Origin of the sequence: Paraburkholderia metrosideri (assembly GCF_904848625.1) — a bacterium.
Taxonomy (GTDB): domain Bacteria; phylum Pseudomonadota; class Gammaproteobacteria; order Burkholderiales; family Burkholderiaceae; genus Paraburkholderia; species Paraburkholderia metrosideri.
Window position 1 is genome coordinate 395,095 of sequence record NZ_CAJHCP010000005.1, and the last position, 14,532, is coordinate 409,626.

16 protein-coding genes are annotated in these 14,532 nt (G+C 62.1%); 12 read left to right on the top strand and 4 right to left on the bottom strand.

Annotation, left to right across the window (positions count from 1 at the left end; translation table 11 throughout):
* Positions 1–110: 110 nt before the first annotated feature.
* Positions 111–449, top strand: coding sequence for a hypothetical protein (locus LMG28727_RS12910; RefSeq protein ID WP_201642703.1), 339 nt, complete (start codon positions 111–113; stop codon positions 447–449).
* A 47-nt stretch (positions 450–496) separates the two neighbouring features.
* On the opposite strand, the gene LMG28727_RS12915 is transcribed toward LMG28727_RS12910, so the two are convergent.
* Positions 497–841 (bottom strand): hypothetical protein, encoded by a 345-nt coding sequence (locus tag LMG28727_RS12915; protein ID WP_201642888.1) that lies wholly within the window; start codon positions 839–841, stop codon positions 497–499.
* 384 nt (positions 842–1,225) lie between these two features.
* On the opposite strand from LMG28727_RS12915, the gene LMG28727_RS12920 reads away from it, so the two are divergent.
* Positions 1,226–1,435, top strand: a complete 210-nt coding sequence (locus LMG28727_RS12920; protein WP_201642704.1) for a hypothetical protein — start codon at positions 1,226–1,228, stop codon at positions 1,433–1,435.
* A 229-nt stretch (positions 1,436–1,664) separates the two neighbouring features.
* Complete coding sequence (locus LMG28727_RS34645) at positions 1,665–2,987, top strand: H-NS histone family protein (RefSeq protein WP_201642705.1); 1,323 nt, start codon at positions 1,665–1,667, stop codon at positions 2,985–2,987.
* A gap of 168 nt (positions 2,988–3,155) precedes the next feature.
* Here the strand turns inward: LMG28727_RS34645 and LMG28727_RS12930 are convergent, their stop codons facing one another.
* Entirely contained in the window at positions 3,156–3,467 is a 312-nt protein-coding gene (locus tag LMG28727_RS12930) for a hypothetical protein (RefSeq protein WP_201642706.1), read from the bottom strand.
* A gap of 233 nt (positions 3,468–3,700) precedes the next feature.
* Here LMG28727_RS12930 and LMG28727_RS12935 point away from each other — a divergent pair, with 233 nt between their 5' ends.
* A complete protein-coding gene (locus LMG28727_RS12935; protein WP_201642707.1) occupies positions 3,701–4,891 on the top strand; it encodes a M20 aminoacylase family protein in 1,191 nt (396 codons plus the stop codon).
* A 51-nt stretch (positions 4,892–4,942) separates the two neighbouring features.
* Here the strand turns inward: LMG28727_RS12935 and LMG28727_RS12940 are convergent, their stop codons facing one another.
* Positions 4,943–5,767, bottom strand: a complete 825-nt coding sequence (locus LMG28727_RS12940; RefSeq protein ID WP_201642708.1) for an IclR family transcriptional regulator — start codon at positions 5,765–5,767, stop codon at positions 4,943–4,945.
* Positions 5,768–5,974: 207 nt separating this feature from the next.
* On the opposite strand from LMG28727_RS12940, the gene LMG28727_RS12945 reads away from it, so the two are divergent.
* From LMG28727_RS12945 to LMG28727_RS12980, 8 genes are all read left to right on the top strand, one after another.
* Positions 5,975–6,679, top strand: coding sequence for a FadR/GntR family transcriptional regulator (locus LMG28727_RS12945; RefSeq protein ID WP_201642709.1), 705 nt, complete (start codon positions 5,975–5,977; stop codon positions 6,677–6,679).
* A gap of 84 nt (positions 6,680–6,763) precedes the next feature.
* On the top strand, positions 6,764–7,654 hold the full coding sequence (gene ltnD, locus LMG28727_RS12950; RefSeq protein ID WP_201642710.1) for an L-threonate dehydrogenase: 891 nt from the start codon (positions 6,764–6,766) through the stop codon (positions 7,652–7,654).
* Positions 7,655–7,669: 15 nt separating this feature from the next.
* Positions 7,670–8,980, top strand: coding sequence for a 3-oxo-tetronate kinase (otnK, locus tag LMG28727_RS12955; RefSeq protein ID WP_201642711.1), 1,311 nt, complete (start codon positions 7,670–7,672; stop codon positions 8,978–8,980).
* Positions 8,977–9,639 carry a 3-oxo-tetronate 4-phosphate decarboxylase gene (otnC, locus tag LMG28727_RS12960; RefSeq protein WP_201642712.1) on the top strand — a complete coding sequence of 221 codons (663 nt, stop codon included), beginning with the start codon at positions 8,977–8,979 and terminating at the stop codon, positions 9,637–9,639. The genes otnK and otnC overlap by 4 nt, the downstream gene beginning before the upstream one ends.
* A gap of 187 nt (positions 9,640–9,826) precedes the next feature.
* On the top strand, positions 9,827–10,624 hold the full coding sequence (gene otnI, locus LMG28727_RS12965; RefSeq protein ID WP_201642713.1) for a 2-oxo-tetronate isomerase: 798 nt from the start codon (positions 9,827–9,829) through the stop codon (positions 10,622–10,624).
* Between the two features lie 26 nt (positions 10,625–10,650).
* Positions 10,651–11,631, top strand: a complete 981-nt coding sequence (denD, locus tag LMG28727_RS12970; RefSeq protein ID WP_201642714.1) for a D-erythronate dehydrogenase — start codon at positions 10,651–10,653, stop codon at positions 11,629–11,631.
* Between the two features lie 370 nt (positions 11,632–12,001).
* Complete coding sequence (gene pcaF, locus LMG28727_RS12975; RefSeq protein ID WP_201642715.1) at positions 12,002–13,204, top strand: 3-oxoadipyl-CoA thiolase; 1,203 nt, start codon at positions 12,002–12,004, stop codon at positions 13,202–13,204.
* Between the two features lie 266 nt (positions 13,205–13,470).
* A complete protein-coding gene (locus LMG28727_RS12980) occupies positions 13,471–14,058 on the top strand; it encodes a hypothetical protein (RefSeq protein WP_201642716.1) in 588 nt (195 codons plus the stop codon).
* Between the two features lie 28 nt (positions 14,059–14,086).
* On the opposite strand, the gene LMG28727_RS12985 is transcribed toward LMG28727_RS12980, so the two are convergent.
* Positions 14,087–14,467 (bottom strand): DUF2917 domain-containing protein, encoded by a 381-nt coding sequence (locus tag LMG28727_RS12985; RefSeq protein WP_201642717.1) that lies wholly within the window; start codon positions 14,465–14,467, stop codon positions 14,087–14,089.
* Positions 14,468–14,532 lie beyond the last annotated feature (65 nt).

The following is a 14,532-nucleotide window of genomic DNA, read 5'->3' on the forward strand; positions in this document are numbered from 1 at the left end:
GTCGTGTGAATCCTACGTTTTCTGCTTTTTATATTTGGTCCGCATATAGTGGAGACATTGCTGTCAGATAAACTATTGACGGACGGTTATTCAACGCGACGGAGAAAGACATGACAAACGCATCCGGGGCGACTACTAATCTGCAGGGGCCGAGACTCGAGGCGCTGCAGGTGTTGGCCGAGTATCTTGAGTTGTCGCTCGATGCAGGCGCCAGCCTCATCGTGATGCGTCATTCAAGCGACACTGCCACACTATATGTCGGTGACGCGGCGGGTCCGCGCGAGGAATTGAAGCAGCGCGGAACGATCGCTGCGTCGCTGGCTAACGAAATCCTCAACGTGACTGAAGCAGGAAACAATCTGATTGACATCGAAGGTAAAACGTACCGTTTTTTTCGCAGCTTTACGCACATAGAGGGTGTTGCGGCGGTCGTGTTCTCTTCAACCTGATCACGGGTTTCTAACGCTGAGGGGGCTACACCTCCGCCTTCTCGCGATTAAAGCGCGTCGTGGCAGAGCGCCATCATCCGCTGAACCATGGTGCTTGCTTCATTGAGTTCCATCTCGCTGGTGAACAGCGCGTTCACACTCGACAGCCGAACCGCGACACCCGCCTCCAGCAAATCCTTGCTGGCAATTTTCAGCGCAAGCTGGCCAATGCGAACCCTGTCCAGCCAGTCCATCTGCAGGCGATTTTTCTGCAGCCACTGACGGCAGCATTGAACTACATGGTCCACCCGCCATTCGTTGGTCAACGCGTACGACGCCGCTGCAATCGCGACGAGGAAACAGAGCAGGTCGGGCCGCGCACTTTCGCGCTCGCTAAATTCAGGTTTCATCATGTCTTTCGGCTTGCTCGCTGCGGTTAAGCGAGCCCATAACATATGGGCGACGGCGGACGATTCAATATGGACGTAATTCGACACTGTTTTTTCGAGCGGGTCTGCGCTGATTACCCACCCGAAAGTGAACACTTTACTGCAAGTCCGGTGGACCTCGTCGACAGCCGGGCAATGGCAATGGCGGCGATGGCGATTTTCGCCGTGCTGACACTGGTGCTCCTGATATTTTTTTGTGCGAAAAATAAAGCGGACCCGTGCGTGCGAATGCCGGTGTGTGGCTCACGGAAATTGCGGCGGCAATACGGTTGATTGCCAGCACGACGGCGGTCGTCGGGCGCTATGCGCAGACCGCTCCGAGGCACGCGACTCCCTGGGAGCAGGTTCGTGTCCGACCAACCGGTGCGGCTGGTAGAGCGAACTTCAGGAAAGGGTTGCCGCCTGTTTCTGATTCCGCACGAGCCGATGTTGGACCGCGACATCCGATATTGCGATGTGCTCGGTGCGCAAGATTGGACCGATGTGAGGGCGGTGGTCGTCTATCAATCAACGAACCGGTTCGGGTTGCAGATTGAATCCGTGCTGAAGGCGTTGTGACACCGATCGGTGCTGCGCTAGCCGACCCATTCGGAGTCGCTCTTTAACCAGGCGGCAACGATGAAGCCTGTCTATTCCGTTCATTCAATCGATGGAATCGGCACGTGGTTTTGTGGCCGATCCAGCGGAGGTTTTACTTCGTAAGCTTCCCACGTCTATATCCTCATGGCGTTAATTTAATGCGCGTGGCATAGTGCGCACCGCAATACCATTTATAAAGGGAGTCTACATGGCAACACTGGAACAAATTCAGGCAAAGATGGATAAGCTTAAAGCGCAAGCCGAGGCATTGGCGACAAAGAATGCGCAGGTAGTCGTCGACAAGATTCGCGGTCTCATGCTCAAGCATGGACTGACGACAAAAGATATTGAAGCCGAGGCAAAGACGAAGCGCGCGGCGAAAACCGCCACCGTTAGCTCCGCAGTCAACGCGTCGAAGACGTCGGTTGGCGAGGTCGCGGCAAAGTATCAAGATCCGAAATCCGGTGCAACGTGGACGGGTCGCGGTCGCGCGCCGGCCTGGATTGCCCGTGCAAAAGACCGCAGCAAGTTTCTGATCGGCGCTGATGCGGGCGCGGTAGTCGCTTCGAATCAGGCGGCGGTCGGTAAGGCAAAAAGTAAAGCTAACACGGCGGTAGCGAAGAAGGCTTCCGCTAACGCAGTGGTGGTTCGCAAGGCTCAGCCTGAAGGTGAGCGGGCTGCTAAATACCGCGACCCGAAATCGGGCGCGACGTGGAGCGGTCGCGGCCGCGCGCCGCTGTGGATTGCCGGCGCCAAAGACCGCAACAAGTTTCTGATTGATGGCGCGCAAAACGCTGCGCCGGTCGCGAAGACGAATAAGCCGAAGGCAGTCGTCACGAAAGCCGTGACCACGAAAGCCGCTGCGCCGGTTGCGAAGACGAATAAGCCGAAAGCAGCCGTCACGAAAGCCGTGACCACGAAAGCCGCTGCGCCGGTTGCGAAGACGAATAAGCCGAAGGCAGTCGTCACGAAAGCCGTGACCACGAAAGCCGCTGCTCCGGTTGCGAAGACAGCTAAGCCGAAAGCAGCCGTCACGAAAGCCGTGACCACGAAAGCCGCTGCGCCGGTTGCGAAGACGAATAAGCCGAAGGCAGCCGTCACGAAAGCTGTGACCACGAAAGCCGCTGCTCCGGTTGCGAAGACAGCTAAGCCGAAAGCAGCCGTCACGAAAGCCGTGACCACGAAAGCCGCTGCGCCGGTTACGAAAACGGCTAAGCCGAAAGCTGCCGTCAAGAAGGACGTGACCACGCAAGCCGCTGCGCCGGTTGCAAAGGCTGATGAACCGAAAGCCGCAGTCACGAAAGCGCCGGTGGCTAAAAAGACCGACGCTGTAAAGAAAGCCGTTGTCGCGAAGTCTCCCGCTGCCAGCGAGAAGATCGCAGAGAAGAAACCTGTGGCTGCGCCGGCCAAGCCGAAAGCAGTCAAGAAAGTTGCGCCCGCCGAGACAGCGGCAGTCGACACCGTTGCTGCAACTTCTGATGTACCCGCAGCACCCGCAGCACCGGTAGCGCCGGTCGAATTGGCCGTATAAACCTACGCAAGCCAACCCGTGTTACTCGATGCCAGTCGGACGTGAATCCCGCTGGCATCGACTTGATTGCAGTTAATCCATCCCGGGCTCACGTGAGTCCTGCGCGCTACGCCGCGAACTATCCCAACGGGCGAAACACCCGCGCGCCGTTAGCGATTGGCAACCCGCCTACGATTTACCTTTAAGGGTGAACGGCGCGAGAAGCGCCTGCACATCGACACGTTGACCCTGAAGTAAAAGCAATCTCGCGTGCAGCACCATGTTCTCGAGCACGAGCTTGGCGGTGCTCAGCAAATACAACGCGTGAATCTCGGATACCGACATGTTGCCGGCTTCGACCTGGTGGTGGCGCTCGACGAGAGAGGTCATAACCAGCCGCCGCAGTTCCTGCTCGCCGAATGGAAGGTCCGCATAGTCGATCGGATCTTCGGCTTCAACTTCTCGCAGCATGTCAACAAGCGCATCTGTGCTCACTTCCATGTGTCCGCTCCCGGAGTTGGTCAGAACCAGCATAGCGAAACAGCGGGCCGCACACAATGCCTTAAAAAATGCAGGTGTGAACAGTCGGCGCCCGATTCAGTCTTTGACACAATACGCTTTTCGCTGCCCGCGCACCGACCGCTCCGTGTTTCTTGTTCAAACGTCACGGTGTATCTGAAGAGCAGGGCTGTTCGCCGCATTCGCCCGCGGCATGAATTCACGGAGCAACAAAGATGAACGACGCCGTCCGTTTGACCGAAGTGTCCGACCTCGAACCCGCAGCACAGAGTTTGCGCGAAATTCGCCATCACATTCACCATCACCCTGAACTGGCGTATGAGGAAGTCCAGACTGCTGCACTGGTCGCGGAGAAACTCGAACAATGGGGCTGGCAGGTCACACGTGGAGTCGGTCAAACGGGGGTCGTAGGCACATTGAAAGTGGGCGACGGCAAGCGCAGCATCGGCATTCGCGCCGACATGGACGCGTTGCCGATCATCGAGCAAACCGGGCTGCCGTACGCGAGCGGTACGCACGGCAAAATGCACGCGTGCGGTCACGACGGCCACACGACCATGCTGCTCGGCGCCGCACAGCGCCTCGCGGCCACGCGCAATTTCTCGGGCACGGTGCATCTGTATTTCCAGCCGGCCGAGGAAAGCGGCGTTGACAGCGGCGCTCAGAAAATGATCGCCGACGGCCTGTTCGAGCGCTTTCCGTGCGACGCCGTGTTCGGCGTGCACAACCATCCGGGCGAAGAACCTGGCACATTGCTGTTTCGCAAAGGGCCGTTCATGTCAGCGGGCGACAAGGCGATTATTACGATTGAAGGCGTCGGCGGCCATGCGGCGCGTCCGCATCTGACGGTCGACCCGGTCGTGGTCGCGGCGAGCATCGTGATGGCGTTGCAGACCATCGTCGCGCGTAATGTCGATCCGTCGCAGCCGGCCGTGGTGACGGTCGGTTCGATGCACGCAGGTACCGCGAATAACGTGATTTCGAGCAGCGCAAAACTGGAACTGAGCGTGCGTTCGTTCAGCCCGGAAGTCCGTGCGCTGTTGAAAAAGCGCATTACCGAACTCGCCGAGTCGCAGGCCGCGAGTTATGGCGGCAAAGCGCTTGTCGAGTACATCGAGGGCTATCCGGTCGTGGTGAACTCGGACGCCGAAACGGATTTCGCCGTGCAGGTGGCGCGCGAACTGGTCGGCGACGACAAGGTCGTCGAGCAAACCGACATCCTGATGGGCAGCGAAGACTTCGCGTTCATGTTGCAGAAGCGGCCGGGCACGTTCCTGCGGATCGGCAACGGCGCAGGTGAGGACGGCTGCATGGTGCACAACCCGCACTACGATTTCAATGACCGCAATCTGCCGGTCGGTGCCGCGTTCTGGACCCGGCTGGTGGAGCGTTTTCTGGGGCAATAGGCCAGACGGGACGGCGATGGGGTAGGCGCGCAACGCGCGCTGCCTCCCTGCTTACCCGCGTCTCGCCACCATATCCGAGACCGTTTGCGCAGCCTTCTGCAGCGGCTCCAGGAATGCTTTCACCATCTGTTTCGCCGAATTCCGCTGCGCATTCCCACTGATGTTCATCGCTGCGATCACGCGCCCTTGCCGATTGCGGATCGGCGCAGATAGCGAGATCAGTCCGCCTTCCAGTTCCTGATCGACGATCGCCCAACCTTGAGCGCGTACCTGCGCGATCAGCTTCTTCAACTCGTCCTTGTCCGTCACCGTGCGCGCCGTGTGCGCATAGAGCGGTGCAGAACTCAACGTGGCGTCGAGCGTTTCATCGTCGAGCGCGGACAGCAGCACGCGGCCCATCGACGTGCAATAAGCCGGTAAGCGGCTGCCTATCGACAGATTGATCGTCATGATCTTATGGGTCGGCACGCGCAGCACATACACGATCTCGGTGCGATCGAGCACGGCTGCCGAACAGCTTTCGTGGACCTCCGCCGACAATCCCTCCATCACCGGCTCGGCGAGGTTCCAGAACGGCATCGACGTCAGATACGCGAAACCGAGGTCGAGAATCTTCGGCGTCAGACGGAACAGGCGGCCCTCGGCTTCCACGTAGCCGAGCGTTTGCAAGGTCAGCAGGATGCGGCGTGCGCCCGCGCGCGTCAGACCGGTGGCGGCGGCGACGTCGGTGAGCGTCTGTTCGGGGCGCTTTGCGTCGAACGCGCGGATCACCGCGAGGCCGCGCGCGAACGACTGCACATACGAGTCGCCCGGTTTGTCCGGAGCCGGTTCGGCGCTGACGGGAACGACAGTAGACGGCGGCAGGGCTTTGCTCATGGGCCTTGAAGGATGCGTTCGAAGAAAGCGCGCACGCTGGCCGCGCCGGTCGCCCGACGCGCTGTTGCGCAAAGGCGTGACGATAGCTTAAGCCTTCTGTTTCGCCAACTTGACGCAGCTTCGCGTAAAAATCCCAGGGTTTGCGCGGATGCCGGTCTCGTCTCAAATTTGTATGATGACCCGACAACACGACCAGCCGAGGCCTCGATGTTCGACAAGATTCCTGCGCAGGCGTTGAGCGACACGGTCGCGCAGCAACTGCTCAAGCAGATCGACAAAGGTACCTTCGAGCGCGGCGGCAAGCTGCCCACCGAGGCGGTGCTGGCGCAGCAGTTCGGCGTAAGCCGCACGGTGATCCGCGAGGCGGTGTCGCGGCTGAAAAACGAGGGTGTCGTCGAGCCGCGCCAGGGCAGCGGCGTGTTCGTCGCGGCGCACGGCGCGATCCGGCCGCTGCGAATCGACTACGCGGAAGCGGTCGAGCCGGGCTCGGTGGTGCAGATTCTCGCGCTGCGCCGCGCGATCGAGGCGGAAGTCGCATCCGAAGCCGCGCTATGCCGCAGCAGTGCCGATATTGCGGCGATCGAGGCCGCGCTCGCCGGAATCGACGAAGCAGTGGCCGACGGCACCGACGGCGTCGCGGCCGACGTCGCGTTCCATCGCGCGATTGCGGCGGCGACCGGCAATCCGTATTTCCTCAAAACGCTCACTTTTCTGAATCAATATCTGGAGGCCGGCACGGTCGTCACGCGCCGCAACGAATCGTTGCGCGAGGACTTTTCGCGTCAGGTGCGCGACGAACATGCGGCGATTGCCGCCGCGATTCGCGCCGGTGATTCAGTGGCCGCGCGTCACGCGGCGCAAACTCATCTGTACAACGCCGCGCGCCGGCTGGCGGAAGCGGGAATCTGCTAACGGCGACGGGCTGTCCGCGGCGAGGTCCGGCGAGCGCAGAGGCTCGGCGGCGGCGAACACATCACGAATTGACAGAGGTCACACATGTCCAGAAATGTCGGTGTCATCGGTCTAGGTGCAATGGGTTTCGGTGTCGCGCGCTCGCTGCGTCGTGCGGGCTTCAGGGTCCATGCGTGCGACCTGCGCGAAGAGGTGTTGCAGGCCTTTGTCGCGGAAGGCGGGATGGGCTGTGCGACCCCTGCGGAACTCGGCGCGCAATGCGACGTGGTCGTCACCGTCGTCGTGAATGCCGAGCAGACCGAGGCCGTGCTGTTCGGCGAGCAGGGCGCGGTGGCGGCGATGAAGAAGGGCAGCGTGGTGATCGCCAGCGCCACTGTCCCGCCGGAATTCGCGATCCAGCTCGGCAAGCGGATCGAAGCGGCGGGCCTGCAGATGCTCGATGCGCCGCTGTCAGGCGGCGCGGCACGCGCGGCATCCGGTGAGATGACGATGATGACGTCGGGCCCCGCGCAAGCCTATGCTGGCTGCCAGGACGTGTTGATCGCCATGGCCGGCAAGGTCTACCGGCTCGGCGCCACGCATGGCGCCGGCTCGAAAGTGAAGATCATCAATCAGCTGCTGGCCGGTGTGCATATCGCGGTCGCCGCCGAGGCGATGGCCCTCGGCCTGCGCGAAGGCGTCGATCCCAAGGCGCTGTACGAGGTGATCACGAACAGTGCGGGCAATTCGTGGATGTTCGAAAACCGCGTGCCGCACATTCTCAATGGCGATTACACGCCGTTGTCGGCGGTCGATATTTTCGTCAAGGATCTGGGGCTCGTGCTCGACACCGCGCGCCGGTCGAAATTTCCATTGCCATTGTCGGCGGCTGCGCATCAGATGTTCATGATGGCGTCGACGGCCGGCCATGGCGGCGAGGACGATTCGGCGGTCATCAAGATTTTCCCCGGCATCGACGTGCCGGCCGCGAAATAAGCCGGAGCGCATCGGATGACGTCCACCACGAAACGCGCGTTACTCGGCTGCATCGCCGACGATTTCACTGGCGCGACCGATCTCGCCAACATGCTGGTGCGCGGCGGTATGCGCACGGTGCAGACGATCGGCGTACCGGCCTCGAATGACAGGGTCGAGGCTGATGCGCTGGTGGTCGCACTGAAATCGCGCACGATTCCGGCTGGCGATGCGATTGCGCAATCGCTGGCCGCGCTCGACTGGTTACGCGCACAAGGCTGCCGGCAGTTCTTCTTCAAATACTGCTCGACCTTCGATTCAACCGATGCGGGCAATATCGGCCCCGTGACCGATGCATTGCTCGATGCGTTGTCGTCGGGCAATCACGCCGGCGCTTTTACGATTGCCTGCCCTGCGTTCCCCGAAAACGGCCGCACGATCTTTCGCGGCTATCTGTTTGTCGGCGATACGTTGCTCAATGAGTCGGGCATGGAAAACCATCCGCTCACGCCGATGCACGATGCGAATCTCGTGCGCGTGCTGCAACGTCAAACCGCGTCGAAAGTCGGCCTCGTGCGATACGACGCAGTCGCGCAAGGCGCCTCGACCGTGCGCGAAGCGTTCGGCGCATTGCGCAACGAAGGCGTGCGGATGGCGATTGCCGACGCCGTGTCCGACGCCGATCTGCATGTGCTCGGCGAAGCCTGCGCTGAGCTCACGTTGATCACCGGCGGCTCGGGTATTGCATTGGGCTTGCCCGAGAATTTCCGCCGCACCGGCTTGCTCGACGAGCATGGCGACGCCGCGCAGTTGCCGCACGTTGAAGGCCTGTCGGCCGTGCTGGCGGGCAGCGCATCGAAAGCGACCCGTGCACAGGTCGCGCTCTGGCGTGAAACCCGGCCTGCGTTTCGTATCGATCCGCTGGCGGCGGCGCGCGGCGAAGACGTGGTCGAACAGGCGCTGAGTTTTGCGCAGCCGCATCTCGAGCGGCGCGAACCCGTGCTGATCTACGCAACCGCCGCGCCCGACGAAGTCAAAGCCGTGCAGCATGAACTCGGGGTCAACGAAGCGGGGCATCTGGTCGAGTCGACGCTGGCCGCCATTGCGCGCGGTCTGCACGAGCGCGGCGTGCGCAAGTTCGTGGTGGCGGGCGGCGAGACGTCCGGCGCTGTCGTCCAGGCGCTCGACGTGCGAACGCTGCGCATCGGCGCGCAGATCGATCCCGGTGTGCCGGCTACGGCGACCACGGGTGCTGAGCCACTCGCGCTCGCACTGAAGTCCGGCAACTTCGGTTCGACCGATTTCTTCGACAAGGCGCTGCGTCATCTGGACGGAGCCGTCCGATGAACAGCGCGCCCGCAGTCCATACGACGAACGAAGCGCGTGTGCGCGAGGAAATCTGCGTGAGCGGTGCGAGTCTTTATCAGCGGGGCTACACGGTGGGCACCGCCGGCAACATCAGTGCGCGGCTCGACGACGGCTGGCTGATCACGCCCACCGATGCCTGCCTGGGTCGGCTCGATCCTGCCGGCATCGCGAAGGTCGACTTGAACGGCAACGCGGTGTCGGGCGGAAAGCCGTCGAAAACGCTGGCGTTGCATCGTGGCATCTATGCGCGCAATGGCGAAGCACGCGGCATCGTCCATACGCATTCGACGCATCTGGTGGCGCTGACGCTAGCGGGTGTGTGGAGTGAAAACGATGTGCTGCCGCCTATCACGCCGTACTACGTGATGAAAGTAGGACATGTCCCGCTGATTCGTTACCGGCGCCCAGGCGACCCGCAAGTGGCCGCTGAGATTGCCGCCCTCGCCGATTCGGTTCGTGCGGTTTTACTCGAACGTTTGGGGCCCGTGGTGTGGGAGCGTTCTGTCGCGCAGGCGTCGTATGCGCTGGAGGAACTGGAAGAGACCGCGCGCGTGTGGCTGATGACGAATCCAAGACCGGCGCCGCTCGATGAAGCCGCACTTGAAGAATTGCGCGCCGTGTTCGGCGCGCGCTGGTAGCACCGATACAAAGCACTCTGCTTGCACGCTGCACGCTGCACGCTGCACGCTGCACGTGCCGGGCGTGGTTCGCGTCGCTCACGTGGCCCGTGCGCTCGAGCCGGCTGATTATTCGACGAACGCGAGAGACAGGCATCAACGGCCTGATGCTCGCGCCGGATCAAACTGTTTTCAGGGAGTTGTCGCCATGCCCCGTTTCGCCGCCAATCTGACGATGATGTACAACGAGCACGCTTTCCTCGACCGTTTCGCCGCCGCGGCGAAGGACGGCTTCGAAGCGGTCGAATATCTGTTCCCCTACGATTTCCAGGCCAGCGAGATCGGCGCACGGCTCGATGCCAACAACCTGACGCAGGCGCTTTTCAATGCGCCGCCCGGCGACTGGGCCAGTGGTGAACGCGGCATGGCTTCGTTGCCGGGCCGCGAAGCCGAGTTTCGGCGCGGCGTCGAAACCGCGCTCGACTACGCGCGTGTGCTCGGTAATCGCAAGCTGCATGTGATGGCCGGCCTGATCGGCGTGGATCAGTCGCGTCCGCAGCATCGCGACGTGTATCTGCAGAATCTCGCCTATGCCGCGCAGGCGGCGCAGGCCGAAGACATCACGATCGTGATCGAGCCGATCAACACGCGTGACATGCCGGGCTATTTTCTGACCCGTCAGGACGACGCCCACGCGATCTGCGCGGAGGTCGGCGCGCCGAATCTGAAGGTGCAGTTCGACTGCTATCACTGCCAGATTGTCGAAGGCGATCTGGCGATGAAACTCAAACGCGATATGGCGGGCATCGGCCACATTCAGGTCGCGGGTGTGCCGGAGCGTCATGAACCCGATACGGGCGAGGTGAATTACCCGTACCTGCTGGAACTGATCGACTCGCTCGGCTACGACGGCTATGTCGGTTGCGAATACTGGCCGCGTGCGGGCACCTCGGCGGGACTTGGCTGGGTGAAACCGTATCTGAATGCCACGCGCGCCAGCCGCTAATTCACGACCACGATGGAAAGCCAATCATGAAAGTACTGATTACCGGCGGCGCGGGTTTTCTCGGTCAGCGCCTTGCACGAGAACTGTTGACGCGCGGCTCGCTGAAAGACTCGCAGGGTACGCCGCAGCCAGTGACTGAACTGGTCCTGCTCGACGTGGTGCGGGCGGACGATTTCGGCGACAGCCGCGTGCGAACCGAAGTGGGCGATATCGCCGAACGCAGCGTGCTCGACAACGCGATCGACGACAACACCGAAGCCATTTTTCATCTCGCCGCAATCGTCAGCGGGCAGGCCGAAGCGGATTTCGATCTCGGTATGCGCATCAATCTGGACGCTTCGCGTTGGCTGCTCGAAACGTGCCGGCAACGCGGGCATCGGCCGCGTGTGGTGTTCACGAGTTCGGTCGCGGTGTATGGCGGAGATCTGCCGGCTGTCGTGCAGAACGATACGGCGCTGAATCCGCAATCGTCATATGGCGCGCAGAAGGCGATCGCGGAGTTGCTGCTCAACGATTACACGCGGCGCGGTTTCGCCGACGGCCGGGTGTTGCGGCTGCCGACCATCAGCGTGCGTCCGGGGCGGCCGAACGCGGCGGCGTCGTCGTTTGCGAGCGGGATTATCCGCGAGCCATTGAATGGCGAGGCGGCAGTGTGTCCGGTGGCGGGTGCGACGCGCTTGTGGCTGCTGTCGCCGCGCAAGGCGATCGCGAGCCTGGTCGCCGGTTTCGAACTCGATGCAGCGGCGCTTGGCAATCAGCGGGTGTTGAACTTGCCGGGCATCTCGGTCAGCGTCGACGAAATGGTCGCGGCGCTGCGCGAGGTGGCCGGCAATGAGGTCGCAAACCGGATCGTGTGGGAGCCGGATGCGCGGGTGGAGAAGATTGTCGGCAGCTGGCCGGGGCAGTGGGATGCGTCGCGCGCAGAACGGCTGGGACTGAGCGGCGAGCGGAATTTTGCCGACGTGATCCGCAGTTATATCGAAGATGAAGGTATCGAGGTTCGTTGAGCCTTGCGCCTGAGCATTCGTATTACGTGTCCGCCAATGGGCCCGCTTACGTGCGCGCCGCCTGCACGTATTCCCTAATGCGGCCCCGCCCGCGCTTGACATGGTTTCGCGCACACGCCTATTATCGAGGTTCATTGTTCGATATATGACCGTGTGTTCGCGTAAAGAACAAATGGCCGCGATCTCGGACCCAATGTTTACCATCCTGCGCTAAGCTGATCTGACGTGACGGCTGCCGTGCCGTCGCTTGTCCGTGAGTGCGGCGGGCCCCGTACCGCCGCGTATCCCGCCCGCGTCACCGGGCCATCACGCCATCATGGATCAGCCGGCCACGGCGCAGCGCACGCAGCACATCAACTGGAGACATCACATGACCGAAGCATTCCTGTGCGACGCGATTCGCACCCCCATTGGCCGTTATGCAGGCGCGCTGTCGTCGGTGCGTGCCGACGATCTGGGCGCGGTGCCGCTCAAGGCGCTGATGGAGCGTAATAAGGACGTCGACTGGAGCGCGATCGACGACGTGATCTACGGTTGCGCGAACCAGGCCGGTGACGACAACCGCAATGTCGCGCGCATGTCGCTGCTGCTGGCCGGCTTGCCGAAAGACGTGCCGGGCTCGACGGTCAACCGCCTGTGCGGTTCGGGCATGGACGCGCTCGGCATCGCGGCACGCGCGATCAAATCGGGCGAAGCGGCGTTGATGGTCGCAGGCGGTGTCGAAAGCATGAGCCGCGCGCCGTTCGTGATGCCCAAGGCAGGCAGCGCATTTGCGCGCCAGGCCGAAATCTACGACACGACGATCGGCTGGCGCTTCGTCAACCCGCTGATGAAGAAGCTCTACGGCGTCGATTCGATGCCGGAGACCGCCGAAAACGTCGCGACCGACTACAACATCAACCGCGCCGATCAGGACGCATTTGCACTGCGCAGCCAGCAGAAAGCCGCTCGCGCGCAACGCGACGGCACGCTCGCGCAGGAAATCGTCGGCGTGACGATCGCGCAGAAGAAGGGCGATCCGGTCACGGTGCTGCAGGACGAACATCCGCGTGAAACCAGCCTCGAAACGCTGGCCAAGCTCAAGGGCGTCGTACGTCCGGACGGCACGGTGACGGCAGGCAACGCATCGGGTGTGAACGATGGTGCAGCGGCTCTGCTGCTGGCCAACGAAGCCACCGCGAAGCGCTTCGGCCTCACGCCGCGCGCCCGTGTGCTGGGTATCGCTACGGCCGGCGTCGCGCCGCGCGTGATGGGCATTGGCCCGGCACCCGCCACGCAGAAGCTGCTGCAACGTCTGAACATGACCATCGATCAATTCGACGTGATCGAACTGAACGAGGCATTCGCTTCGCAAGGTCTTGCGGTGCTGCGCGCGCTTGGCGTTGCCGATGACGACGCTCGCGTGAATCCGAACGGCGGCGCGATTGCGCTGGGCCACCCGCTTGGCATGAGCGGCGCGCGTCTGGTGACGACCGCGATGTATCAGTTGCATCGTACGCAAGGCCGTTTTGCGCTGTGCACGATGTGTATCGGCGTCGGCCAGGGCATCGCCATTGCAATCGAACGCGTGTAATGCTTTAGCGTGAGTTTGACCGCGGCGCGGGGTCCAGCGTCACGTTAGTAGAGCGCGCATCATGAACAGCCCCATCGCGAAAGCGGTGGGGCTGTTTTTGTTTGGGCTGTCCAATCGTAGCGTTCTGACAGCAGGAACATGTTTTGCACCCTACCATCTGACAAGGTCGTCCCGATGATGCAGGCAGTCCCGGCGTGATGAAGCGGCTACCTGAGGTTTCAAGGCGCCATCACGCCGGCCTGGATAACTTCTCAAGGAGAGCGCAGATGAAGGCAGCGTCGACAGGGGCAGCGTTGATCGTCGCAGTGGCCGCAGTAATCACCGCCGTTCAGCCGGCGTGGGCGCAAGACTCGATGGCCAGTACCGCGCAAAGCGTGATCGACGCGGTTCAGCCGGTTCATCTGAGCGCGGAGATCGCCGCCATCGATCCGGGCAGCCGAACGCTGACGCTCAAGGGACCAGACGGTAATGCAGTGGTCGTCCTCGTGAGCCAGCAGCTTGCCGGTTTCGATCAGCTAAAAGTAGGCGACCGGGTCGACGTGCTTTACAAAAATGCGTTGCTCGTGAAAGCCGAGAAAGTCGTCGGCGCAGACAAGGACATTCGCAAGCGTGTCGACAAACGGGTGACCACGCCGGCTTCGGACGGCTTCGAATCGGCGGGGCAGACCGAGGTGCTGGCTACCGTGCAGACGATCGATCGCAAGAAGCGCCTCGTCACGTTGCGCGGCGTGTATCAGACGCAAACGCTGGAGGCGGGACCTGCGGTCGATTTGTCGACAGTGAAGGTGGGCGACACGATTCATGCAGTGTTCGTGTCGGCGGCGGCGGTGCAGGTCACGCCCGCCGCGCACTGAGCGTTGCGCATGCGGGCGACGATCGCCACTAGCGCGGCGTGGGCGCACCGAGCCCCACCCCCGCGAGCTTAGCCAGCCAGCGTCCAGGCCACCCACGTCGCATGCGCAGTTGGCTCGTCAGCGACACGCGCGCTACCTGATCGGCGTCGGTGCTGAGCCACACGCGTTCTCCGCGCTGCAGTCGAATCTCCGCGCCGGGCACGAGCCAGTGATCGTAAGGGGAACTGATGCGCGTGAGCCAGATGCGCGCGCCCTGAACCGCGAGCGTGCTATCTGCTTCGATACACCAGGTGAGCGTGACGCCTGGCATCACGGAAAAATGCACGACGATTTTCGGCAGACGCTCGTCGTGTTGATACGCGACGAGACTTGAGTCGTCATCCATGCATTGGGGGCTTGCCTGATCCATCTTCTTGCTCTCCGTCATCGAGCCGGTAGAGGAAGGCGGCACCACCAAACAAAAGGCCCCTTCCG

Coding starts and splice junctions, on each gene's coding strand:
- LMG28727_RS12910 (WP_201642703.1), top strand. CDS start 111: ATGACAAACGCATCCGGGGCGACTACTAATCTGCAGGGGCCGAGACTC.
- LMG28727_RS12915 (WP_201642888.1), bottom strand. CDS start 841: ATGATGAAACCTGAATTTAGCGAGCGCGAAAGTGCGCGGCCCGACCTG.
- LMG28727_RS34645 (WP_201642705.1), top strand. CDS start 1,665: ATGGCAACACTGGAACAAATTCAGGCAAAGATGGATAAGCTTAAAGCG.
- LMG28727_RS12930 (WP_201642706.1), bottom strand. CDS start 3,467: ATGGAAGTGAGCACAGATGCGCTTGTTGACATGCTGCGAGAAGTTGAA.
- LMG28727_RS12935 (WP_201642707.1), top strand. CDS start 3,701: ATGAACGACGCCGTCCGTTTGACCGAAGTGTCCGACCTCGAACCCGCA.
- LMG28727_RS12940 (WP_201642708.1), bottom strand. CDS start 5,767: ATGAGCAAAGCCCTGCCGCCGTCTACTGTCGTTCCCGTCAGCGCCGAA.
- LMG28727_RS12945 (WP_201642709.1), top strand. CDS start 5,975: ATGTTCGACAAGATTCCTGCGCAGGCGTTGAGCGACACGGTCGCGCAG.
- ltnD (WP_201642710.1), top strand. CDS start 6,764: ATGTCCAGAAATGTCGGTGTCATCGGTCTAGGTGCAATGGGTTTCGGT.
- otnK (WP_201642711.1), top strand. CDS start 7,670: ATGACGTCCACCACGAAACGCGCGTTACTCGGCTGCATCGCCGACGAT.
- otnC (WP_201642712.1), top strand. CDS start 8,977: ATGAACAGCGCGCCCGCAGTCCATACGACGAACGAAGCGCGTGTGCGC.
- otnI (WP_201642713.1), top strand. CDS start 9,827: ATGCCCCGTTTCGCCGCCAATCTGACGATGATGTACAACGAGCACGCT.
- denD (WP_201642714.1), top strand. CDS start 10,651: ATGAAAGTACTGATTACCGGCGGCGCGGGTTTTCTCGGTCAGCGCCTT.
- pcaF (WP_201642715.1), top strand. CDS start 12,002: ATGACCGAAGCATTCCTGTGCGACGCGATTCGCACCCCCATTGGCCGT.
- LMG28727_RS12980 (WP_201642716.1), top strand. CDS start 13,471: ATGAAGGCAGCGTCGACAGGGGCAGCGTTGATCGTCGCAGTGGCCGCA.
- LMG28727_RS12985 (WP_201642717.1), bottom strand. CDS start 14,467: ATGGATCAGGCAAGCCCCCAATGCATGGATGACGACTCAAGTCTCGTC.